The organism is Bacillus sp. JKS001846, from assembly GCF_900176455.1.
In the GTDB taxonomy this organism is placed as follows: Bacteria; Bacillota; Bacilli; order Bacillales; family Bacillaceae_G; genus Bacillus_A; species Bacillus_A cereus.
The window spans coordinates 642471-666458 of record NZ_FWYG01000001.1 but is presented as its reverse complement, the minus strand read 5'-3'; the positions used below and the strand labels follow the sequence as shown (position 1 = coordinate 666458).

The window sequence follows — 23988 nt, the reverse complement described above, 5'->3', positions numbered from 1 at the left end:
CCCTCATTATACTGTTAGCATCATTTTTTTCCCAATGATTTGCTTATCTTATGTGTGCGTACGCTTAACAGCTTGCACATACTTTCGGACAGTCGCTACAGATACATTATATACATCTCCAAGCTCCGACTGTGTCATTTTATTTCCTTGTTCGCCGCGTACAATGTATTCAATCGCAGCTGACCAGCCGTACACATTTGTAAATATGTCTCCAGATGTATATAAACGTATGAACGTACAAAACCAAAAGTGTAAACACTCTTCGATTAATTCATCATCTTTTTTCGTATAATTGTATAATGCATCCGCAATTCTCGCGCACTGCTCAAATTGCTGTAAATCAGCTGGAATACTCTTATGACTATTAAGTAAAAAGAAGTACTTTGCAAGTTGCGATACGATGGGAACACCGTTCTTCGCTTGCGTTATATCAAAGAAGAATCCAACCTTCTCCGGCGTTGACAATTCATTCATTAAATATAAAGCTAGCATTTGTTCTTCTAGCGTCGCACTTTGCTGAAATGATTTTCGTAATTCTTCAAATAACACATTTTGCCCTTCATCTGCTAAATTCAGCGCATTCCACGGTTCTTTTCCCTTTTTATCAGGATGTAATTCCACGACATATTGCCACATTTTTTCAGCTAGTTGCTGGTCTTTCACCATATACGCAGAATATGCAAACCAATAATAAAAACTAACGTCTCCCTCATATCCTTGACGCTTTAATAGTTTGAACCACTTATATGCATGCTCGAAATAACCAATTGTTGCGAGTGTAGTTCCCAGTTTCAAACGATGTTCAAATGAAATCGGATATACCGAAACTAGCTGTCCCGCTAATGCCTCTACTTGTTTATGCTCTCCAATTGAATATAGAAAAATAAGCGTATTACAAAGCGCATGTATATTGCCAGGATTTTTCTCTAAAATCATTTCTGTTAACTTCAGTGCTTTGTCTACATTACCAGATTGAAAATGTGCAATGGCTAAATTATTATGACCTGACCAAAATTCCGGATAATCTTTCGTAACAATTTCTAATGTAGCAATTGCTTCTTCCAATTGTCCATTACGAATATAGCGATTCGCTTCTTCCTGCATAACAATTAAATCATCTTCATCTTCAATCTCTTCCGCACCCATTGCTTCTTCTTCCATAATCTCAAGAAGTTCTAATGTATCTTCTACGAATTCCTTCTCTTTTGCAACTTCTAAATAGCGATCTGCATATTTCTTCGCCTGTTGAAATAACCCCATATATGCATAATTATTTGCAATAAAATAATAGCACTGTTCAAGTTCTGGATTAGATCTAACTAACTTTAAGAAGATTTGATTCGATTCTTGATATTCACCAGCCTCAGATAATACTGATGCTAATTGACATAAAATAAACGGCTCCTTCTCACTTTGTGCCGCTCTTCGAAAATATTTAATTGAATCTTGCAATTTTTGTCCTTTGTAAGCTCTCATCCCTTTTTTATAAAAGAAGTCCGCTAATTGATTAAAAGAGATAACTTGTCCGTTCTCCTTATATATCCTTTGATTTTTCCCCATATATCCTCCAGTTTTTTGTTTTCTTCGTTCACACATTCTTCTATCTATAAGTATAAACGATTCCGTAAAAAACAAAACAGTATATTATACTCAATTATTTCCTTTTTATTCATAAAAAAAGAGGAGAAATGTTACATTTTCACCATGAACCTTCTCTTGCGGTCATTTGCTCTTTCGTATAAATAATACGCATTGGATTTCCACCTACGAAAGCACCGCTCGGTACATCTCTATGAACAAGTGTGCCAGCTGAGACAGTCGCACCGTCTCCAATGTTCACACCTGGTAATATTGTTACATTCGCTCCAATCATTACTTCATTTCCAATGACGATTTCGCCAAGTCGATATTCACGAATTAAATATTCATGTGCTAAAAGCGTTGTGTTATAGCCAATAATCGAATTCTCTCCCACAGTTATCTTTTCTGGGAACATAATATCCGGCATTACCATAAGCGCAAATGATGTTTTCTTTCCTACTTTCATCCGTAAAAAAGTGCGGTACAACCAATTTTTCACGGATAAAAATGGCGTGTAACGCGCAATTTGGATAATAATAAAGTTTTTCATTACCTTCCAAAAAAACACTGTTTTATACACATTCCATAACGAATTTTCTCCTGAAACAGGATAGCGCGTTGTCCGTCGCACTTAGCTCGCTCCTCTACTAACTTACTTGGACCTTTATGAACGGTTCATATTAGACAAAATCGGTAGCAAATCACTCATTTTATCTAGCATAAAGTCCGGCTTGTAAGCCTCTAAATACGCTCTACCTTTCAACGTCCATGAAACCGCAGCTGTTTTCGTCCCCGCATTTTGACCACCGACAATATCATGATGATTATCCCCAACCATCAATGCCTCTTCTGGTTTTGCATCTAATAATTCAAGCGCTTTTTGAAGTGGCTCCGGATGTGGTTTCACATGCTCTACATCATCAATTGTCACGACAACATCAAAAAATTCATCAAGCTTTGACAACTGTAATCCCATCTCAACGGTTTGTCTCGCTTTCGTTGTAACAATACCAACTTTATAACCTTGCTTCTTCAACTCTCGAACTGTTTCATATACAGTTTCATATTCTTCTACTAATTCATCATGATGATCATGGTTAAATTTCCGATAGCTAGTAATCATCTCTTCAACCTTACTTTCATCAATCTTGCTGAAAGTATCCTGCAAAGATGGACCGATAAATGGCAACACATCTTCACGCTTATATTGATTTGGATAATATGTATTTAAAGTATGTAAAAACGAAGAAATAATAAGTTCATTTGTATTAATTAAAGTTCCATCTAAATCAAATAACACGGTATTTATTCTCATCGCCTTAGTCCTTTCGCCTTCCTGAATATGAAAGAAGCAGCATCTTATAATAAGATGCTACTTGTCTCTAATTTTCTAAATATCTTTTATCAGCTTGCCCCATTTTTCGTCTCACAATAATGAAAATAATAGAAATAACAACAAGTCCAATTGACATTACTTGTGCAATACGAAGTGGTCCTAGCATTAAACTATCTGTACGTAAGCCTTCTACGAAGAAGCGTCCTACTGAATACCAAATTAAATATGTGAAGAATAACTCCCCGCGACGTAAATTCACTTTTCTTAATGCAAGTAGTAAAATTACGCCTGCAAAATTCCATAATGATTCATATAAAAACGTCGGATGATAGTACACACCCTCAATATACATTTGATTAATAATGAAATCTGGTAAATGAAGACCTTCTAAAAACTGTCTCGTTACTTCATCACCATGCGCCTCTTGGTTCATAAAGTTTCCCCATCGGCCAATTGCTTGTCCTAGTAAAATACTTGGTGCAGCAATATCTGCCAACTTCCAGAAGGAAACCCCGCGTCGTTTCGCAAAAAGAACACCTGTAATAACAGCCCCGATTAAACCACCATGAATCGCCAAACCACCTTGACGAATATTAATAATTTGACTCGGATTTTGTGCGTAATATTCCCATTCAAAAATAACATAGTACATTCTCGCAAAAAGAATAGCGATCGGTACTGCAATTAATACAAGGTCAACAAATGTATCTTTTGGAATACCTAGCCTTTCTCCCTCGCGAGTTGCCAGCCAAAGACCTAATAGTACACCTGTACCGATAATAATCCCGTACCAATACACAGGAAACGGCCCAAGTTGGATAGCTACACGGTCAAGCTGTGGTACAGAAGCTAACAGCATATGTATATGACCTCCCTCTCCAAAGTTTACTCCTGATTTCCTAACTCAATTGCACTCATTAATCGTTCAGAGAACTGCTGTGCTGCATTGACTCCCATACGTTTCAAACGGAAGTTCATCGCTGCTACTTCAATAATAACAGCCAAGTTTCGACCAGGACGAACTGGAAGTGTAATCTTCGTAAGTTCTGTATCAATAATTTTCATCTTCTCTTCATCAAGACCTAAGCGATCGTAATTTTTCTTTTGATCCCAAATTTCAAGATTAATAACAAGTGTAATGCGCTTATAATTTCGTACTGCCCCTGCACCGAATAACGTCATAACGTTAATAATACCTAGACCACGAATTTCTAATAAATGCTCGATTAAATCTGGTGAACTTCCGACTAACATGTCTTCATCTTCTTGACGAATTTCCACACTATCATCCGCAACAAGACGGTGACCACGCTTTACAAGCTCAAGAGCTGTCTCACTTTTACCAACACCACTTTGACCTGTAATTAAAACACCAACGCCGTAAATATCTACTAACACACCATGCACAGCTGTTGTTGGTGCTAACTTACCTTCTAAATAGTTTGTTAAACGACTTGATAATCTCGTTGTCGTTTGAGAAGAACGTAATAAAGGCATACCTGATTCACGTGATGCTTGTAATAACTCATCTGGTACATCTTGATTACGAGTTACAATAATACATGGCGTCTCCTCAGTACAAAGCGCTTTCATTCTCTCTTGTTTTTGCTCTGACGTTAACGTGTCAAAGAAAGTAAGCTCCGTTTTACCAAGAAGCTGCACACGATCTGCTGGATAGTATGTAAAAAATCCTGCCATTTCAATTCCAGGTCGTGATAAATCACTTGTATCAATCGGACGATGAATGCCTTCTTCACCACTGATTAACTCCAATTGAAATTGTTCAATTAAATCTTTTGTTCTTACTTTCGGCATATGTATAAACCTCCACTCCGCTGCGGGTTCAGTCTCGTTTGATGTAAAATTCCATTCTATCGGATATTGTACCATTTTTTTCTGAAAACAAGAAATACGGTTTCTAATAAATAGAAAAAAACATTTCATACGAATAATGAAATGTTTTTCTTTTTGTCACTTTCTCTTTTTTTCATATAGAGGCTCAACAATTGCCTTTTCAATTATCATATTAAAAATTGAAATACAAATTGCCGCAACAATCGCTACACCAAATCCTGATATATTAAAAGCATCTCCTAATAATGAATCTGCTATTTTTAACGTAATCGCATTAATAACAATTAAGAAGAAGCCGAAAGTTACAACAGTAATTGGTAGCGTAATTAAAATTAAAAATGGCTTTACGAACACATTTAAAACCGCCAATATAATACTCGCAATAATTGCAGTTTGTATATTTGCTACGTAAAATGCATCTGGTGCAATCCCTTTTAAAAGTCCCGATACAGCGATTAACACAACGCTATTTACAAGAAGTGATACAATCCATCTCATTTCGTTACACATCCTTTTAAACATATATATTTCATCATACGCTAATAGATAATAAACGCAAGTATGATACGAACACTTATATCAACTTATTCTATCTTTCATGCTTGTATACCTACTAACATTTCTTAGTAAAATAAGGGCCGCACCATCTATGTTCATGAGTTTTTACAAAAGTCCAAGTGAACTCTTTATCTACAATATAGATATCACCTTTATACGCATCGTCCCTCTCACACAATATATCATCCATATGTAACAAACTCGCATCCTTTATTAACAGTACCTCATCACAGTGTTGATAGAAAATGTAGCACTCCTTTTTCACTTCATTATGAAACGCGTTCTTTGCTTCTTTCCCCTCTAAACACTTCTTTTTCTCATAACTAAATATGTGCCATAGATAACCACATCCATACTTATCTCCATAAAGAAAAATGTCTTCTTTTTCTTCATCACTTAAATGATTTGCAAAGTTATCCTCCCAGCGCTTCCGAAAATATACACCCCAATTTTGAAACTCTCTTACCTTCATATTTTTCTTTCTTAAAACATCTACAAATTCCATTTTCTCCCCCTATAAACGAAAAACCGAGTGCCATTTCCACTCGGTTTTTCGTAATACACTTATTGAGATAACTCTACTTCTTTTATCTTCTCTTTCATTCTTGCTTTATCACGATTTAAAATCTCTTTTAAATATTTACCTGTATATGAACGCTCTTCTTTCACTACTTGCTCTGGCGTTCCGGAAGCAACGATTTGTCCACCTTTATCTCCACCCTCTGGTCCAAGGTCAACGATATAATCAGCCGTTTTAATTACATCTAAATTATGTTCAATTACAAGTACCGTCTCACCGCTCTCAACAAGACGTTGCAACACTTCTAGAAGACGTGCAATATCATGCGCATGCAAACCAGTCGTTGGTTCATCTAAAATGTATAACGTACGTCCTGTAGAGCGACGGTGTAATTCAGAAGCTAATTTCACACGCTGTGCTTCCCCACCAGATAATGTTGTTGCTGGTTGACCTAATTTCATATAACCAAGCCCAACGTCTACAAGCGTTTGAAGTTTACGCTTAATTTTTGGGATATTAGCGAAGAACTCTACTCCATCTTCAATTGTCATCCCTAACACTTCAGAAATATTCTTATCTTTATATTTCACTTCTAACGTTTCACGGTTGTAACGTTTACCATGACAAACTTCACACGGAACGTATACGTCTGGTAAGAAGTGCATTTCGATTTTAATAATTCCATCACCACGGCACGCTTCACAACGTCCACCTTTTACATTAAAGCTGAAACGTCCTTTTTGATATCCGCGCACTTTCGCTTCATTCGTTTGTGCAAACACATCACGAATATCATCGAATACACCTGTATACGTCGCTGGATTAGAACGTGGTGTACGACCGATTGGTGATTGATCAATATCAATTACCTTATCTAAATGTTCAAGACCTTTAATCTCTTTATGAGTACCTGGCTTCGCTTTCGCTTTATATAACTTTTGAGCTAGCGATTTATATAGTACTTCATTAATCATCGTACTTTTACCAGAACCAGATACCCCTGTTACCGCTACAAACGTACCAAGCGGGAATGACATTTTCGCATTCTTTAAGTTATTCTCTTTTGCGCCGACAATCTCTACTTTACGTCCATCACCTTTACGTCTTTCAAGTGGAACTGGAATAAACTCTTTACCGCTTAAATACTTCCCTGTTAATGAATTATCATCTTGCATCACTTCAGCCGGCGTCCCTGCTGAAACGACCTGTCCACCGTGAATACCTGCACCAGGCCCTATATCAAGTAAATAGTCAGCAGCCATCATCGTATCTTCATCATGTTCAACAACAATTAACGTATTACCTAAATCGCGCATTTCTTGCAATGTACGAATAAGACGATCGTTATCACGCTGGTGTAAACCAATTGAAGGTTCATCAAGAATATAAAGTACGCCAGTTAGACGAGAACCAATTTGCGTCGCTAAACGAATACGCTGCGCCTCACCACCTGATAAAGTTCCTGCGGCACGACTTAACGTTAAATAATCTAAACCAACGTTCACTAAGAACCCAACGCGCTCCTGAATTTCTCTTAAAATTAAATGAGCTATTTTTTGTTGCTTCTCCGTTAGCTCTACATTCGAGAAGAATTCTTGTACTTCTTGAACTGAATACTTCGTTACGTCAGCAATCGTTTTATTGCCAACAAATACAGCTAAGCTCTCAGGCTTTAAGCGTCCACCTTTACACTTCGGACAAGCTTGTTCTGCCATATACTTTTCCATTTGCTCACGAATGTAATCGGAGCTCGTTTCACGATAACGACGTTCAATGTTTGGAATAACACCTTCAAATAAAATCTCATTTTCCTTTACTTGACCAAATTCATTTACATAGCGGAAATAAACCTTCTCTTCCCCGCTTCCGTACAACACTTTATCAAATAAATCTTTCGGTATATTTTTCACAGGCACATCCATATCAACGCCGTAGTGATTACATACAGATTGTAAAAGTTGCGGGTAATATTGTGAACTTGTCGGTTCCCAAGGTGCAATTGCATGTTCATTTAATGATAAATCCCAGTTCGGGATAACAAGCTCTAAATCTACCTCTAGCTTTGAACCAAGTCCATCACAAGAAGGACATGCTCCGAACGGACTGTTGAATGAGAACATACGCGGCTCTAATTCTCCGATTGAAAAACCACAATGCGGACAAGCATGATGTTCACTAAATAGAAGTTCCTCTTCTCCCATTACATCAATTAACACTCGGCCTCCGCCAAGCTTTAATGCACTTTCAAGTGAATCAGCAAGACGGCTTGCGATTCCTTCTTTTACAACAATACGGTCAATTACAACTTCAATGGAATGCTTCTTATTTTTATCTAACGTAATATCTTCAGATACATCAAGCATTTCACCATCAACACGTACACGAACATATCCTTGCTTCTTAATATCTTCAAGTACTTTCACATGTGCACCTTTACGCCCAGACACGATAGGAGCTAACACTTGTAATTTCGTACGTTCAGGATATTCAAGAACACGGTCTACCATCTGCTCTACTGTTTGTGATGTAATTTCAATCCCATGATTTGGACAAATTGGCGTACCAATTCGCGCAAATAATAAACGTAAATAATCATAAATCTCCGTTACCGTTCCGACAGTTGAACGTGGATTACGACTCGTCGTTTTTTGATCGATTGAAATCGCTGGTGACAATCCTTCAATCGTGTCCACATCCGGCTTATCCATTTGTCCTAAAAACTGGCGCGCATACGCAGATAATGATTCTACGTATCTGCGCTGCCCTTCTGCATAAATCGTATCAAATGCTAATGATGATTTCCCCGAACCAGACAATCCCGTTACAACGACAAGCTGATTTCTCGGAATGGTTACATCAATATTTTTTAAGTTATGTGCTCTAGCACCTTTTACAACGATAAAATCCTTGCTCTTACTCACTTTTTTCACCCTTCCGCTTTTAATTCTAATAGTAAATCTCTTAGTTCAGCTGCACGCTCGAAGTCTAACGCTTTTGCTGCTTCTTTCATCTCTGCTTCCATCTTCGCAATTGTCTTTTCGCGCTCTTTTTTCGTCATTTTCTTAGAAGGAGTTGCTTCGTATGTTTCTGTCTCTTCAGCAGCTGTCGTTGCACGGATAACATCACGAACGCCTTTTTGAATCGTTTTCGGCGTAATACCATGCTCTTCATTGTAAGCTTCTTGTATACTACGACGACGCTTCGTTTCTTCAATCGCAATTCCCATAGATTTCGTTATACGATCTGCATACATAATAACGCGGCCGTTTTCATTACGCGCGGCACGACCAATTGTTTGAATTAATGAACGTTCTGAACGCAAAAATCCTTCCTTATCAGCATCTAAAATAGCGACAAGTGATACTTCCGGAATATCTAATCCTTCTCGCAATAAGTTAATGCCGACAAGTACATCAAATTTACCGAGGCGAAGATCACGGATAATTTCAATACGTTCTAACGTTTTAATTTCAGAGTGAAGATAGTTAACTTTAATTCCTACATCTTTTAAGTAATCCGTTAAATCCTCTGACATTTTCTTCGTTAAAGTCGTAATTAATACACGTTCATTTTTTGCAATACGATCTTGAATCTCTCCTAATAAATCGTCAATTTGCCCTTCAATTGGTCGTATATCAATTGGTGGATCTAAAAGCCCTGTTGGACGAATAATTTGTTCTATTACTTCTGGTGACTGCTCTAACTCGTACGGTCCTGGCGTTGCTGAAACGTAAATAACTTGATTCGTTTTCTCCTCAAACTCATCAAACATGAGCGGTCTATTATCTAAAGCTGATGGCAGACGGAATCCATGATCCACAAGCACTTGTTTACGTGCTTGGTCACCGTTATACATCGCTCTTACTTGCGGTACTGATACGTGCGACTCATCCATAACGATTAAGAAATCTTTCGGGAAATAGTCTAATAACGTATACGGCGTTGCCCCCGCTGGACGAAGTGTTAAATGACGGGAGTAGTTTTCAATACCTGAACAAAAGCCCATCTCGCGCATCATTTCTAAATCATAACGTGTACGTTGCTCTATACGCTGCGCTTCTAACAACTTACCGTTATCATTTAACTCCTTTAAACGCTCTTCTAATTCTTTTTCGATATTTTCAATAGCGACCTTCATTTTCTCTTCACGTGTAACGAAGTGAGATGCTGGGAAGATTGCTACATGATCACGTTCTGCTAATACTTCACCTGTTAACGCATTTACTTCACGAATACGATCGATTTCATCACCGAAAAATTCAATTCGAATACAATGCTCATCAAGTGATGCCGGGAAGATTTCAACTACATCTCCGCGTACACGGAATGTACCACGCTTGAAATCAATATCATTACGTCCATACTGTACATCAACAAGTTCACGAAGCAATTGATTGCGGTCTTTTTCCATACCAACTCGAAGCGAAACAACTAGCTCGCGGTATTCTTCTGGAGAACCTAAGCCATATATACACGAAACACTCGCAACGATAATTACATCGTCCCGTTCAAATAATGCAGACGTTGCCGAGTGACGCAATTTATCAATTTCATCATTAATCTGCGCATCTTTTTCAATAAACGTATCTGTTTGTGGTACATACGCTTCTGGCTGATAATAATCGTAGTAACTAACAAAATATTCAACTGCATTATTCGGGAAAAAGTCTTTCAACTCACTATATAACTGCCCTGCTAACGTTTTATTATGAGCCATAACAAGTGTTGGCTTTTGCACTTCTTTAATGACATTTGAAATCGTAAATGTCTTACCCGTTCCTGTCGCTCCAAGCAACACTTGCTTTTTCTTTCCACTATTAATTCCCTCTACAAGCTTCTCTATAGCTACCGGCTGATCACCTTGCGGGGAATACGCTGAGACAATTTCAAATTGACGTTCCAAGAAAATCCGACCTCCTCATAAAAATCTGTATTATTATTTTACCACGAATACCTATAAAAAAACTAAAAAAACGAACAGATATTCGGTAAAGTTTTCGACAATATACACATAGAAAAAGGAAGGAGTAAATACCTCCTTCCTCTACTAATTCTTTTTTTTAGGTACATATACTAAGTCATATCCATTGCGCCCAGCTTCATTCATACAATCTATTAACCGATAAGTACTTTCTGATTCGCGCTGCTCTTTAACAATACCTTTACAACTATCTTTATGTAACCCTTTATCCTTCCCAGCAAATTTGTCTTTTCTATTATCTGACACATAAAATATATCGTTCCCACTATACTCTAACGTTTGAAAAATCGGGTCCCCTTCAAGGGTATACTGTACAATTCTTATTTTATCAACTTCCCTTTGCTCGACATTCAAAACGAACTTTTCAAATTTATCTAGATTGAGAATTCCTGCTCCCTTTACAATGACATCATTCTTCTTATCAATTGTAGTGCTAGATGGTGAACATGCTACTAAACTAAAGAGAAATAGACTTATAAAACTGGTTCTTTTTCCTATTGTCATCCTCTCCTATAAAAATTATTTGTATACCAGAAAAGCTACTTTCAATTATGAAAGTAGCTTTTCTTTTCCTTTCTCCTTCTTCGGAAAAATCACATATGAAAATGAAATCGCTGTATCAACTAAAAATATAATCGCCCACACTTGACTCACGCGACTTGCAGCTTTATTTAAAACGATTCCCGATTCTAACCAATTACCCCATTGTTCAAATGGAATAAATCCATACGCGAAGAAAAAGAATATGTGCACACCAACGAATAAAACAAGATGTAATACCCAATTTTTTATTTCCTGCTTTGCATAGGCCATACCTGTTAATTCTACCTGTTCTTCAATAATAGGCGCCGATTCATTACGCCATTTCGCAACTGATTTTTGTACAAATATATCAAGCTTCTTTAAATCCTTTTTCCCGTAGAAAACTGCATATAATAAAATGATTACAGTAATAATCTGAAAGTTAGAGAACTTTCCTGTTTGATAATAGTCCACTACCCCTAAAGTTAAAATAAATACTTCATTTACGAGGAGTACAATCCCCATAATAAAACTCGCTCTTTTCAAACGGAATCCGTAGCGAAGTAAAAAGAAACCGATAGCTGATAACCAAAATACAATTTCTGCCCCAATTAAAAAATACCAACGATATTCTGCGAGTATACTCATTTATCCTTCTCCCTTTCATCATAAATACGAAAAGCCTCATCCATATATGCTAAAAGTTCTTCTTCAATTGGATACATGCTCATTTTCTGTGAATCTTCCTTCGATTTTCTAACTTCCCATAACTTATCTAAAAACGCTTCGTCACCATTAGCCATTTCTAAACATTTCTGCATTAATTTCTTCGTTGCCTCTTGTACTTCATCACTTGCGACTTCTTTACCGTCTTTCATAAAAGTACGTAATTGCTTTAATAAATCTACCCATTCTAAAACATTCGGATCTTCCTCACTCATATTTGGCAAATTCTGAAGCAATTTTTGTTCTTCCTTTGAAAATACTTCATTTTGAAATATTTCACGTATACGAGGAGACTGTTTTGAAAGCTGAATAAGTTCAAACATAACTTTCCAATCAAGTTCTCCCTCTACATCTACCGAATAAACAACTGCTTGTAAAACACGCTCCATTCGATTAAATTTCTTTTGTTCTTCCTGTACAAACCGAAGTTGTTTTTCAAGCGAATTTTTTAAATCCAGCTCACCTTTTACTAACATATTCGCAGCTTCTTTTAATGAAAATCCCATTTCTTTCAAAAATAAAATTTGTTGCAAACGAATAACGTCATTTTCACTATATAACCGATGTCCACCCTCTGTTTTTCCGCTCGGCTTTAATAAATCTATTTGATCATAATAACGTAGTGTACGTACTGTAACCCCTGTTTCTTTCGTCAATTCTTGTATTGAAATCACTACCATCACCTCTTCCCTCTCATTATAAAAGATGACGTTACGTAACTTTCAAGCGTTTTGTAAAAAAAATACAAAAAGCTGTTTATACAAAGTGTATAAACAGCTTTTATGGAAATAACCCCTTTTGTATGGCGCGCCCACAAAATAAAATAAGTGCTCCAACGACAACACTCGTTGCCGTTTTATGATAATGGGCTAATAATAATAAATAATACGATAAACCTACAGTACCAATCATAATACAAATGCTCGGCACTGGATTACGAGAAAAGTTTTGCATTCCCCAAAGAAGCGAAAATATAGCTGTAGCGACACATAACACCGGTAATCCCATCCCAGTTCCCCTTTTTCTATCTATTATTCCTTGTTGCTAACACGCTCGTTGATGCGATACTAATTAATAAATCAAAACCAATCCTTATATATTTAAACGTTTACTCTAATTGAAATCTCTCAAGCTTATCATTTATTTTCTTTCTCCTTACTCCAGCGTAAATATTTCCTCCACCTTCACTCCAAAATACTTGGCGATTTTTAAAGATAACTCTAGACTCGGATTGTAATGATGGTTTTCAATCGCCACTATCGTCTGCCGCGTCACCTGCATCGCCTTTGCCATTTCAACTTGCGTTATATGATTTTGCTTTCTTAACTCTTTTATTTTATTTTTTACACCCATAGGCTCCACCTTCAAAAGTAAAGATATCTTTACTTAAATTATAAATATTTTCCAGTTATAAGTAAAGATATCTTTACAAATTTTAGAAAAACGTTTCATTGAACACCTACTCTAATAAAGTACAAGAGTAATTCAATTTATATCAGCGCAACTTAAATTATATCGGCGATTTCCCAAATATATCAGCGCAACTCCATTTATATCGGCGATTTTTCAAATATATCGACTTACCGACAAATATCGACATCCGTAGCGCTACTATAATCATAAGAAAAAGCTGTCCCCAAATACCTTCGGGAACAGCTTTCTCCTCTACTACATAAATCCTAGCGCATATACAAGAACGTATCCAAGAACCGATAAGCAAACCGAGCCAATCAGCCCCGCCACGAACGCTTTGCTTCCTAACTTACGGAACGTTTTAAACTCTACATTTAAACCAAGTCCTGCCATCGCCATTGCGATTAGCATATAAGCAATGACAACAATGTATCCCGCAACAACTTCTGGAATAATCCCAAGCGAATGCACGGCACTCATCGCTAAAAATCCGAAAATGAACCATGGAATTGGAAGGTCGCGCCACGATCTTTTTTCCTTGCTTCCTTCACTCTTTCCAAACCATAATCCAATTAAAATTGCTACTGGTACGAGCATTGCAACGCGCGTTAGCTTCACGATAACTGCGATGTCTATAGCCGTACTTCCTCCTGGCGCCGCGGCTGCGATAACATGAGCAATTTCATGCAGCGTGGCCCTGAGAATACACCGTAACCATATGGAGATAGGCCAAGCACTGGATATAATAACGTATAAATAAGCGTAAATATCGTACCTAAAATAGCAATAATTGCAGCCCCAACTGCCGTTTCATCATCTTTTGCTTTCACTTGCGGCGCAATTGCCACGACCGCTGCCGCCCCGCAAATTGCTGTACCACATGCGGTTAAAATCCCAAGTTTCTTTTCTACCTTAAATACTTTCGTTAGTCCATATACAACGAAAATCGTAAATGTAATAACAACCGCTGCGATGACCAATACTTTCGGCCCTGCCTTCGCAATATCAACAAGATTTAATCGCATTCCAAGTAAGATGATTCCAAAGCGCAGCAACTTCTTACTCGCAAAGTTCGTCCCTGCAATCGCATCTTGAGGGACTCCAATTGCCGCACGCCAAACCATCCCAATTAGAATAGCAATTACTAATTGTCCCATAATATTTAAAAATGGAAGCTCTGCTAAATATTTCGCGGCAATTGCGATTAATAATGTAATCCCAATTCCTTGCGAAAATCCAAAACGCTTCTTCTTTTGTATAACAAGTGTTTGTTCCATTTTGAACCACTCCAATAATCGTATTGGAACATGCATGTTCTTTCTACTTACATTATAAGAGAGTTTCTATAATAAGTTTAATACCAATACCAAATCTCTATCATTAGAAATACTTATGATAAGATAATAGAAAAAGAAAGGAGCCCATTATATGAACGTAGACATTTTAAAAATTTTTGTTACTGTCGTTGAACAGAAACACTTCTCCCGTGCAGCAGAATTATTAAACCTTTCACAGCCTGGAGTAAGTATGCATATACGCAACTTAGAAAACGAATTTGGCACTACACTTATTCAACGCTCCCCGAAGCACGTCCAAGTTACTGAAGCTGGAAACATATTATATATACATGCAAAGCAAATGCTCTCTCTTTACGAAGATGCTAAACAAGAAATTAATGAACTACATAACGTTGTAACAGGAACACTTCGCATTGGTGCTAGTTTTACAATTGGCGAATACTTACTTCCAAAAATACTGGCTAACTATGCGAATGAAAATCCACACGTCGAAGTTCATACTTTCATCTCAAATACAGAAGACGTTTTGCAAAGCCTTCGCTCTAATCAAATTGATATCGGCCTAGTGGAAGGACAAGTCGTATACGCCGACGTAGATGTTGAAACATTTATGCAAGATGAAATGAAGCTCGTCGTCCCGCCAAATCATCCATTACTCCGCACAAATGAAATAAATGAAAGTACACTCCAAGATCAAGTATGGGTATTAAGAGAAAGTGGTTCTGGTACACGCGCTTATAGTGACCGCTTTATTCATCAACACCATTTAAAAATGAAACGATTCTTTACATTCAGTAGTATCCAAAGCGTAAAGGAAGCTGTTAGTGCCGGGCTTGGCATCGCTATCCTTTCTGATTGGACTGTACGGAAAGAGCTATTAGCAAAAGAACTATTCCACGTCGAAGTTCCAAATGAACAACTAATCCGTCCGTTCTCCATCGTGCGCGGTAAATATTTCATTCCATCTAAAGCCATTCAAGTGTTCTTAAATCATGTAGATTCTTTTGCGAAAAAACAGAGTTGACCTTCACATTAGTGTGAAGGTTTACAATACATGTAAAAGGAGTGAAATACATTGCGAATTGGAGAATTATCAAAAGAAACTGGCGTTAGTGAAAGATCACTAAGACATTACGAAGAAAAGGGCTTACTCCCTTCTAAGCGCCTTGCAAATGGTTACCGTGATTTTGATGAAAGTGCCATCGAAAAAGTGGAGCTTATTCAAATGTACTTACAAATTGGCTTAAATTTAGAAGAGACGGCAAGGATGCTGCGCTGCCTTGAAATTGAACCGCACCTGTACGACAATCCGTGCAGCAGTATCCTTACGCTTTACGAAGATAAACTCAATGAAGTAACAAAGCAAATCTCATTGCTTTCCAACATCCAAACGAATTTGCAAAAACACGTTTCACTCCTAAAACATGCAAAAGAAAAGGGATGATTACATGTTTGTTATACATGGCAGTTCAAGACAAAACGGAAATACAGAAGCTTTAACACATATGATGATAGAGGACATTGAAACAGAACAAATTTATTTGCGTGATCATACCGTCTATCCTATTACAGACCAACGTCATGATGCAGAAGGATTCCAATCCGTAAATGATGACTATGAGCAGTTAACGAAACGCATGCTAGAACACGACACGATTATCTTTGCTACACCATTATATTGGTACGGAATGAGTGGACATATGAAAAATTTTGTTGATCGCTGGTCACAAAGCTTGCGCGATACATCCCTTCATTTCAAAGAAAAAATGAAAGGCAAAAAAATGTATGTTGTCATCGTTGGCGGGGACAACCCAAAGGTAAAAGCATTACCGCTTATTGCTCAATTCCAATATATCTTTGATTTTGTTGGCTCTTCATTTGAAGGTTATGTTATTGGGAATGCGAATGGACTGGATGAAATTAAAAACGATGCTGAGGCGCTGGCAAAAGCACAATTGTATAATGATACATTCAAAAATAGCGAACAGAAATAAGTTTGACAAACCCTTTTGTATGCGCATACAATAAAAGTAATATTATGAAAGGAAGGTACTTTGACCAATGAAGTTCTAATTCTCTTATTTATTTCATCCATCACAAATAGTGAACAAAAATGATGAAAACTAGCAGGGGATTAGTCTGTCCATTTGTCGATACTTTCTTTCGAAACGATCATGTAAAAAATCGTTTATTTATGTACGATTTTTTACATACAAGGGCGACGTTTATCCTCTCTAGTGAAACTAGGGAGGTTTTTTTATGACTATTTTATTCGCAAGTAATATTGAAAAGAGCTTTGGTGATCGCACACTATTTACATTACCATCACTGGAAATTCAAGCACAGGATCGCATAGGAATTGTCGGAGTCAACGGAGCTGGTAAATCTACGTTATTACAAATATTAAGTAAAGAAATAGAAGCTGACAGAGGCATAGTAACTCATCATAGTTCTATCAGCATCATTCCTCAGCTTAGCGAAGAACTACCGGAAACTGCTTCTTCTCTTGCAAAAGGAAAATGGAGTATTTCAAACGTTACCGACGCAATGAGCGGCGGTGAACGAATGCGGCTAAAGATCGCCCATGCTCTCGAACAAAATGCAGGCATTTTATTCGCTGATGAACCAACAAGCCACTTAGATATGGTCGGTACAGAGCAATTAGAAAAGGCACTTTCATCTTATAAAGGAGCACTTGTTTTAATATCGCATGATCGTGAATTTCTAGATAATATATGTACCAAAATTATTGAAATTGAAGACGGTACTATTCAAGAGTACAAAGGGAATTATTCAAACTATCGAAAACAAAAAGAACGTGAACGAATACAAAAACAAGCAGAATATGAGCAATATGTACAAGAAAAAAATCGTTTAGAACAGTCCATTCTACAAAGAAAGCAACGTGCTTCTAACATGACAAAAATCCCAACGCGGTTCAGTTCATCTGAATCTAGACTTTATAGGTTAAGTGGGGCTCATGGCCAAGAACAGGTTAGCAAAGCAGCGAAGGCATTAGAGACACGTCTCGAAAAACTAGAAAAGAAGGAAAAGCCAAAGAATCTTTCTCAAGCTCAATTTGACGTGCAATACCATACTCCCATTCATAGTAAGGTGGCAGTACAATTCAATAAAGCAACAAAGAAAATAGGCGACCGCACACTATTTAAAAATATGAATGGAACTATTGCCCCTGGTGCAAAGCTTGCGGTTTTAGGGGCAAATGGAAGCGGCAAAACCACTTTGTTCAACATGCTTCTCACAAACGAGCGTGGCATGCAGCTATCGAAAAGTTGTAAAATTGGATACTTCGAACAAACATTATCTATTTTAAAAACAGATAAAACCATTTTAGAAAATGTTCTAGAAGAAACAAACTATACAGAAGCATTCGTTCGCACAATACTTGCACGACTTCTATTCCGCCGTGAGGATGTTCATAAACCTGTGCACGTTCTAAGCGGGGGTGAACGAATGAAGGTTGCACTCGCAAAAGTATTTTTAGGAAACTATAATATGCTTCTGCTAGATGAACCGACAAACTATTTAGACTTAGCAACGCAAGAAGAATTAGAAACCATGTTACAAGAATATCCTGGCACAATACTTTTTATTAGCCATGACCGTGCCTTTATTCGCTCTGTTGCAGACCATATTCTACAAGTAGATGAGAGTGAACCAAGAATCTTCCACGGTAATTACGAGCAATACACAAAAAGAACCACCGGAGCTTCTGTAAACGTTACTGAGCAAGAATTGTTACGATTACAAACAAAATTAACAGAAGTCATCGGCCGGATTTCCATTCCAAATCATCACGATGACATCACATCTCTCGAACAAGAATACGCAAAATTATTAACTCAAATTCAAAAATATAAAGAAGCGCTCTAATGTCTTCCCTATATATCGACGGGGCCTTCCACATTTCCCAAGAAATATTGAAACTTCGACATACAAAGTAAAAAGCCGTGCATCAGCACGGCTTTTTACTTTATATGCGGACAGCAGTCCCGCTCACCGCAACCATTAACATACCTTCGCGAACTACTTCGTAATCCACGTCGATACCAACAATTGCATTTGCATTTTTTTGTCTTGCGAAAGTTTTCATCTCTTCCATTGCGATGTCGCGCGCTTCTTTTAATTTACTTTCATAAGCGCCAGCACGACCGCCGACAACGTCACGAACAGAAGCGAAAAGGTCACGAACGATATTCGCGCCCATAATCGCTTCTCCATTGACAATATCAATATACTCAATAATTTCTTTTCCTTGAATTGTAGACGTTGTTGTTACAATCATACTTTATAGCCTCCCATATGAGATTTTCACCTACTTATGGTGCACTAATTCAGTACAAATTATATTTACGAACTAAACTGAGCTTCGTATAACCTACTGTATCCTCCGCCTTGCTCAATTAATTCATTATGCGAACCTTGTTCTGCAATGCCATCTTTATTTACAACGACGATGCGATCTGCATTTTTAATCGTTGCAAGTCTGTGAGCGATAACTAATGTTGTACGACCAACAGATAGTTCAGCAAGCGATTGTTGAATCGCAAGTTCCGTCTCTGTATCTAGTGCAGAAGTTGCTTCATCCAATATTAAAATTGGTGGGTTTTTTAAGAACATACGAGCAATAGCTAGACGCTGCTTTTGTCCACCTGAAAGTTTCACGCCGCGCTCACCGATAACAGTATCTAAACCGTCCGGCTGTGAGTAAATTAAATCTTCTAACTGCGCACGTTTTACTGCCTGCCAAATTTCAGGCTCTGATGCCTTTAAATTTCCGTAAGCGATATTTTCACGAATTGTTCCTGAAAATAAGAACACGTCTTGCTGCACGATTCCGATTTGCTTACGAAGTGAAGATAATGTCATATCTTTCGTATCAATTCCATCAATTTGAATTGATCCAGATGATTGCTCATAAAAACGTGGTAATAGGCTACATAAAGTCGTTTTCCCAGCTCCTGATGGTCCAACGAACGCAACTGTTTCACCTGCATGTATTTTCAAACTAATTTCATTTAAAATCGGTTCTTTATTTTCATATCCGAACGTAATGTTGTTATATTGAATATCACCATGTACATGTTTAACTTCCATTGCATCTTTAGAGTCTACAATGTCAGGCTCTGTTTCAAGAAGCTCTACATATCTTTTAAAACCGGCGATTCCTTTCGGATAGCTTTCGATTACCGCGTTAATTTTTTCAATTGGGCGGAAGAAAATATTCGTTAATAGAACGAATCCGATAAATCCACCGTACGTTAATTCTCCTTGCAGAACAAACCATGTACCGCATATTAAGACGAAGAGCGTTACGAGACGCATGAGCATATAACTAATCGACGAATTTAACGCCATAATTTTATACGCCATTAATTTTGTTGTACGGAAACGAGCGTTGTTAACAGCAAATTGCTCTTTCTCAAACTTTTCATTTCCGAATGCTTGTACAACACGAATTCCCCCAACATTGTTCTCAATGCATGCATTAAAATCAGCAACGTCTGAGAATAAACGCCTAAATGTACCTGTCATTTTTTTATTGAAGTAAAGTGCTAACCATAATAGGAATGGAATGACGAAGAACGTTAATAACGCTAACTTCCAGTTGATCATCATCATAAATGAGAATGCCCCAACTAAAGTCATTACGGCGATAAATAAATCTTCTGGTCCATGGTGAGCAATTTCCCCAATTTCCATTAAATCGTTTGTAAGGCGTGAAATTAAATGACCAGTTTTATTATTATCAAAAAATCTGAATGATAGCTTTTGAATATGATCAAATAATTTCTGCCTCATATCTGTTTCAATGTTAACACCAAGCATATGTCCCCAATATGTAACGACATATTGTAAGCCTGCATTTAACATATAAACTGCGAGTAAACCGAAACAAGCCCATAAAATAAGCGCCCAGTTTTGCCCTGGCAATAACTTATCAATAAATTGATTTACGATAAGCGGGAAGCCGAGTTCTAATAATCCTGCGACAACCGCACAAGAAAAGTCGAGTATAAATAAACCTTTATACGGTTTATAGTACGAGAAAAATTTACGCAGCATATCTTACCTCCATTTTCCAAAATTAAAAAGACTCCCTAAATGATAACCATTATCAAACAATTATTCAAGTTATCCGTCTATGAAACTGAAAATAAGCTTTGCGATAGTTGTCGTTTTTTGCTGGAAAGTCGATATATTCGAATAATCGCCGATATATTTCGAGTTGCGCTGATATATTTGCAAAATCGCCGATATATTTCAAGTTGCGCTGATATATTCGGATAATCGCCGATATAAATTTCATTTACTAACTACTCTCCCCTCCCCCAAAAACAAAAAAGGTACCACCACAAGGTGATACCTTTCCTTCTATTACATCGCTTCCGAATCCCACTCGTGCTCCTGCTCAACGAATACAATACCTAATTCGTGATGCCCACCAGCATATAATGCAGTTTGTGCAAGACGAAGCTCACCCTTTGTATCTAATACTTCTAATTTACAAAATGCTCCTGTCGTCTTCGTTTGAAGGGCATCATAAAATTCCTCAGCGCTTTTTGGAATGACTCCATTTACTTTCGTAATAATTTCTCCAGGCAGTAATTTTAGCTCTGCTCCAATTGTATTTGGAATTGTATCTAGTACAACGAGCCCATCATTGCGTGCAGCAAAATATGCTGGTCTTGTTTCATCGGCAATTTTCTCTTGCATCGAGATTGTGAAACGCCCAAGCATTGCGACTCCCATCGCGATAATTGCAAGTACGTGCCACCAATAACTTGCGATTCCTAAAACGAGCACAAGTCCTGCTAATCCATAAACACGTCTTCCTGTAAATAATAAAGCTTCCGTCGGCTCATAACTTTTAATCTTTCTCATAAATCCAATTAAAAATGGAACGAGGAATAGAGAATATGTATTTGAACCGATTGAAACGACAGGCCACCATGAAATAAACTGCGTTACCGCATCACCCGGTACAAGAATAAAAATAGGAACGATCCATAAACGCTTTGATTCGTGTAAACCAATCTTTAATCCACGCTTCCCCTTCCTAATCCTCGGCGTCGAATATCCTACTGCGTTTTTAGAAATCAATAAACCTTCTACAATAAGCATAACGCCTAGTAAAATAACAAGGGATACAATGGTACTCTCTTCACCTTCTCGAAGCTGTAAAAAGGAAACTGGTAGCTTAGAAGATAATAGAACACATACAATCGCAATGCTAAATGTATAAGCCGCCGATAAATATCGATACATAGCCGTTAATCCAAATAGTAACGTCCAAATTAAAATGGCCCATAAGCTCGCTTTAGAAACAACAAGTCCAAGCCCAATCGTAACAATAGATACTACTAATCCGTATCCAATCCCTGCAAATAGAGAGGTTCGCAGTTCAAACCAAATATCATAAACTTTAAAAGAAAAATCTTTTCGTTCTCTTAACATACGTAAGTATCCAACGAAGATACTACTTATTACAAATATATAGACAGCAGGGTGTAAGAAAAAACGTCCAACTGCCCGCATTATTTCAAAAATCCACGCCTCCATGAACTCATTCACCACCATTTATATCATTCTTTCTTTTTATATTATCATAACTAAACAAACGTTTGTTTAACACAAAAAAATACAGGCAGCAAACTGCCTGTATTTCTTCTTATTTTGCCATTAATTTTAATGCTGACTGTAATTGTAGATCATTTTCTCCAGAACGAATTTTTTCGATAATTTTAGTTTGAATCGCTTCAGCTGTCTTTTTATCAAGCTGTCCTGTCGCTTCCATCTCATTTGCATTTTGGAATGCTTTCAGAGCCGATTCTGTCTCTTTACTAAAGTATCCATCTTCACGACCTGGTACGTACCCTAAGCTCTTAAGCATTTCTTGAGCATGTTTTACTTGTACATCATTTGAATTGTATGAAAGTGTTTTTTCAATTTGAATTGGTGTCGCATGATAATAATTTGGTTGCTTCACTTCTACTGTTGGCGCGATTCCTTTTTTATGAATCCAGTTCCCATCCGGTGTTAACCATTTAAACATCGTTAATTTAATGTTGCTGCCGTCTTTAAATGGAACAGCTTGCTGGACAGTACCTTTACCAAATGTCTTTTCACCAATTAAATCGTATCCTTCTCCTTCTTTTAGCGCACCCGCTAAAATCTCTGAAGCAGAAGCACTTCCATTATCAATTAATACTGAAATTGGATATGGTTTTCTCTCTTTCAGTTCCGTAGAGAATTTCTTCTTCTCACCATTTCGCTGCTCTACTTGTAGCATCGGCTTTTTATTCGTCATAATTTCCCCTAGTATATCTTCTACACTATTTAAATAGCCACCAGGATTACCACGTACGTCAATAACTAAGCCTTTTATATTTTTCTTCTCTAACTCTTTTAACTGATCCTTAAATTCTTTCGCTGTATTTTCAGCAAAAGAAGTGATTTGCATATAACCGATATCTTTTCCACTCTCTTGCTTCACAGAACTAAATACTGTAAAGATTGGAATCTTTTCACGCTTAATTTTAAATACGATCGGATCAGTTACTCCCGCACGTTTAATTTCAATTGCGACAGTCGTTCCCTTTTTACCACGAATTTTTAATACTGCTTCTTCACGTGATAAGTCTTTCACACTGTTTCCATCTACAGATAAAATTTGGTCATTCGGTTTAATTCCTATCTTTTCTGCTGGTGAACCTTTAATTGGCGATACGATAATAAGCTTACCGTCCGTCTTGTTCACCTCAGCCCCAATCCCCTCTAATTCGGGATCAAGCGATTCACTAAACTGTTTGGCTGTTTCTTTATCCATATACGTGGAATAAGGGTCCTTCAGCGTAGACAACATACCTTGTATTGCACCTTCAACTAACTTTTCATCTTTCACGTCTTCCACATAACGTGAATCAATTAGTGCATACGCCTCATTAATTTTTGCCAAATTCCCTTGCGCAGTGCTAGCATTCCCACTCGAAATTGTTTGCGTTACTTCTGATGGGTTAACCCCAAATACAGACATGCCTGCAAACATTCCGCCAGCACCAATTAAAAATGCAACAACCATTCCAATAATTGCAACTCTACGTTTCAATGCGGAATTCCCCTTTCCAAAACACACAGGTGGTGTAGCAAAAGGCATCACACAGTGTGTGATGCCTTT

Annotated in this window: 22 protein-coding genes and 1 pseudogene; 4 read left to right on the top strand and 19 right to left on the bottom strand. The window is 37.4% G+C overall.

Annotated elements, in window-relative coordinates:
- Positions 1-48 precede the first annotated feature (48 nt).
- The 15 genes and pseudogenes from B9A45_RS03525 to B9A45_RS03455 all read right to left on the bottom strand — a co-directional run bounded on the left by B9A45_RS03525 (position 49) and on the right by B9A45_RS03455 (position 14768).
- A complete protein-coding gene (locus B9A45_RS03525; RefSeq protein ID WP_084063867.1) occupies positions 49-1560 on the bottom strand; it encodes a tetratricopeptide repeat protein in 1512 nt (503 codons plus the stop codon).
- A gap of 139 nt (positions 1561-1699) precedes the next feature.
- On the bottom strand, positions 1700-2212 hold the full coding sequence (locus B9A45_RS03520) for an acyltransferase (RefSeq protein ID WP_084063866.1): 513 nt from the start codon (positions 2210-2212) through the stop codon (positions 1700-1702).
- Between the two features lie 33 nt (positions 2213-2245).
- Positions 2246-2896, bottom strand: coding sequence for a pyrophosphatase PpaX (ppaX, locus tag B9A45_RS03515; protein ID WP_084063865.1), 651 nt, complete (start codon positions 2894-2896; stop codon positions 2246-2248).
- 67 nt (positions 2897-2963) lie between these two features.
- Positions 2964-3776: a prolipoprotein diacylglyceryl transferase gene (gene lgt / locus B9A45_RS03510; protein WP_000922850.1), complete on the bottom strand. Its 813-nt coding sequence runs from the start codon at positions 3774-3776 to the stop codon at positions 2964-2966.
- A gap of 26 nt (positions 3777-3802) precedes the next feature.
- Positions 3803-4732, bottom strand: coding sequence for an HPr(Ser) kinase/phosphatase (gene hprK, locus B9A45_RS03505; RefSeq protein ID WP_001127250.1), 930 nt, complete (start codon positions 4730-4732; stop codon positions 3803-3805).
- 156 nt (positions 4733-4888) lie between these two features.
- Complete coding sequence (locus B9A45_RS03500) at positions 4889-5269, bottom strand: phage holin family protein (protein ID WP_001267308.1); 381 nt, start codon at positions 5267-5269, stop codon at positions 4889-4891.
- 115 nt (positions 5270-5384) lie between these two features.
- A complete protein-coding gene (locus B9A45_RS03495; protein WP_058839388.1) occupies positions 5385-5834 on the bottom strand; it encodes a DUF4275 family protein in 450 nt (149 codons plus the stop codon).
- 59 nt (positions 5835-5893) lie between these two features.
- On the bottom strand, positions 5894-8770 hold the full coding sequence (uvrA, locus tag B9A45_RS03490; RefSeq protein ID WP_000045583.1) for an excinuclease ABC subunit UvrA: 2877 nt from the start codon (positions 8768-8770) through the stop codon (positions 5894-5896).
- Positions 8771-8775: 5 nt separating this feature from the next.
- A complete protein-coding gene (uvrB, locus tag B9A45_RS03485; protein WP_000441055.1) occupies positions 8776-10752 on the bottom strand; it encodes an excinuclease ABC subunit B in 1977 nt (658 codons plus the stop codon).
- A 144-nt stretch (positions 10753-10896) separates the two neighbouring features.
- Complete coding sequence (locus B9A45_RS03480; RefSeq protein ID WP_016110955.1) at positions 10897-11334, bottom strand: DUF4362 domain-containing protein; 438 nt, start codon at positions 11332-11334, stop codon at positions 10897-10899.
- A gap of 45 nt (positions 11335-11379) precedes the next feature.
- The gene (locus B9A45_RS03475) at positions 11380-12000 is read right to left on the bottom strand and encodes a hypothetical protein (protein ID WP_084063864.1); all 621 of its coding nucleotides are present in this window, start codon (positions 11998-12000) and stop codon (positions 11380-11382) included.
- On the bottom strand, positions 11997-12758 hold the full coding sequence (locus tag B9A45_RS03470; RefSeq protein WP_000260337.1) for a MerR family transcriptional regulator: 762 nt from the start codon (positions 12756-12758) through the stop codon (positions 11997-11999). The genes B9A45_RS03475 and B9A45_RS03470 overlap by 4 nt, the downstream gene beginning before the upstream one ends.
- A 100-nt stretch (positions 12759-12858) precedes the next feature.
- Positions 12859-13086, bottom strand: coding sequence for a hypothetical protein (locus B9A45_RS03465; protein WP_000524139.1), 228 nt, complete (start codon positions 13084-13086; stop codon positions 12859-12861).
- Positions 13087-13233: 147 nt separating this feature from the next.
- Positions 13234-13431 carry a helix-turn-helix transcriptional regulator gene (locus B9A45_RS03460; RefSeq protein ID WP_000538364.1) on the bottom strand — a complete coding sequence of 66 codons (198 nt, stop codon included), beginning with the start codon at positions 13429-13431 and terminating at the stop codon, positions 13234-13236.
- 315 nt (positions 13432-13746) lie between these two features.
- Positions 13747-14768 (bottom strand): annotated as a pseudogene (locus B9A45_RS03455) (YeiH family protein).
- 151 nt (positions 14769-14919) lie between these two features.
- On the opposite strand from B9A45_RS03455, the gene B9A45_RS03450 reads away from it, so the two are divergent.
- From B9A45_RS03450 to abc-f, 4 genes are all read left to right on the top strand, one after another.
- The gene (locus B9A45_RS03450; protein ID WP_001099987.1) at positions 14920-15813 is read left to right on the top strand and encodes a LysR family transcriptional regulator; all 894 of its coding nucleotides are present in this window, start codon (positions 14920-14922) and stop codon (positions 15811-15813) included.
- 51 nt (positions 15814-15864) lie between these two features.
- A complete protein-coding gene (locus B9A45_RS03445; protein WP_001219199.1) occupies positions 15865-16233 on the top strand; it encodes a MerR family transcriptional regulator in 369 nt (122 codons plus the stop codon).
- A gap of 4 nt (positions 16234-16237) precedes the next feature.
- Complete coding sequence (locus B9A45_RS03440) at positions 16238-16783, top strand: flavodoxin family protein (RefSeq protein WP_000497612.1); 546 nt, start codon at positions 16238-16240, stop codon at positions 16781-16783.
- Positions 16784-17048: 265 nt separating this feature from the next.
- Positions 17049-18683 carry a ribosomal protection-like ABC-F family protein gene (gene abc-f, locus B9A45_RS03435; RefSeq protein WP_084063863.1) on the top strand — a complete coding sequence of 545 codons (1635 nt, stop codon included), beginning with the start codon at positions 17049-17051 and terminating at the stop codon, positions 18681-18683.
- A 100-nt stretch (positions 18684-18783) separates the two neighbouring features.
- Here abc-f and B9A45_RS03430 read toward each other — a convergent pair whose 3' ends face one another.
- The 4 genes from B9A45_RS03430 to B9A45_RS03410 all read right to left on the bottom strand — a co-directional run bounded on the left by B9A45_RS03430 (position 18784) and on the right by B9A45_RS03410 (position 23967).
- Positions 18784-19095 carry a heavy metal-binding domain-containing protein gene (locus B9A45_RS03430; protein WP_000637523.1) on the bottom strand — a complete coding sequence of 104 codons (312 nt, stop codon included), beginning with the start codon at positions 19093-19095 and terminating at the stop codon, positions 18784-18786.
- A gap of 65 nt (positions 19096-19160) precedes the next feature.
- Positions 19161-20876, bottom strand: a complete 1716-nt coding sequence (locus tag B9A45_RS03425) for an ABC transporter ATP-binding protein (RefSeq protein WP_084063862.1) — start codon at positions 20874-20876, stop codon at positions 19161-19163.
- 312 nt (positions 20877-21188) lie between these two features.
- Positions 21189-22373: a PDZ domain-containing protein gene (locus tag B9A45_RS03415; protein ID WP_058839384.1), complete on the bottom strand. Its 1185-nt coding sequence runs from the start codon at positions 22371-22373 to the stop codon at positions 21189-21191.
- Between the two features lie 109 nt (positions 22374-22482).
- Positions 22483-23967, bottom strand: coding sequence for a S41 family peptidase (locus tag B9A45_RS03410; protein ID WP_002005957.1), 1485 nt, complete (start codon positions 23965-23967; stop codon positions 22483-22485).
- Positions 23968-23988: the final 21 nt, after the last annotated feature.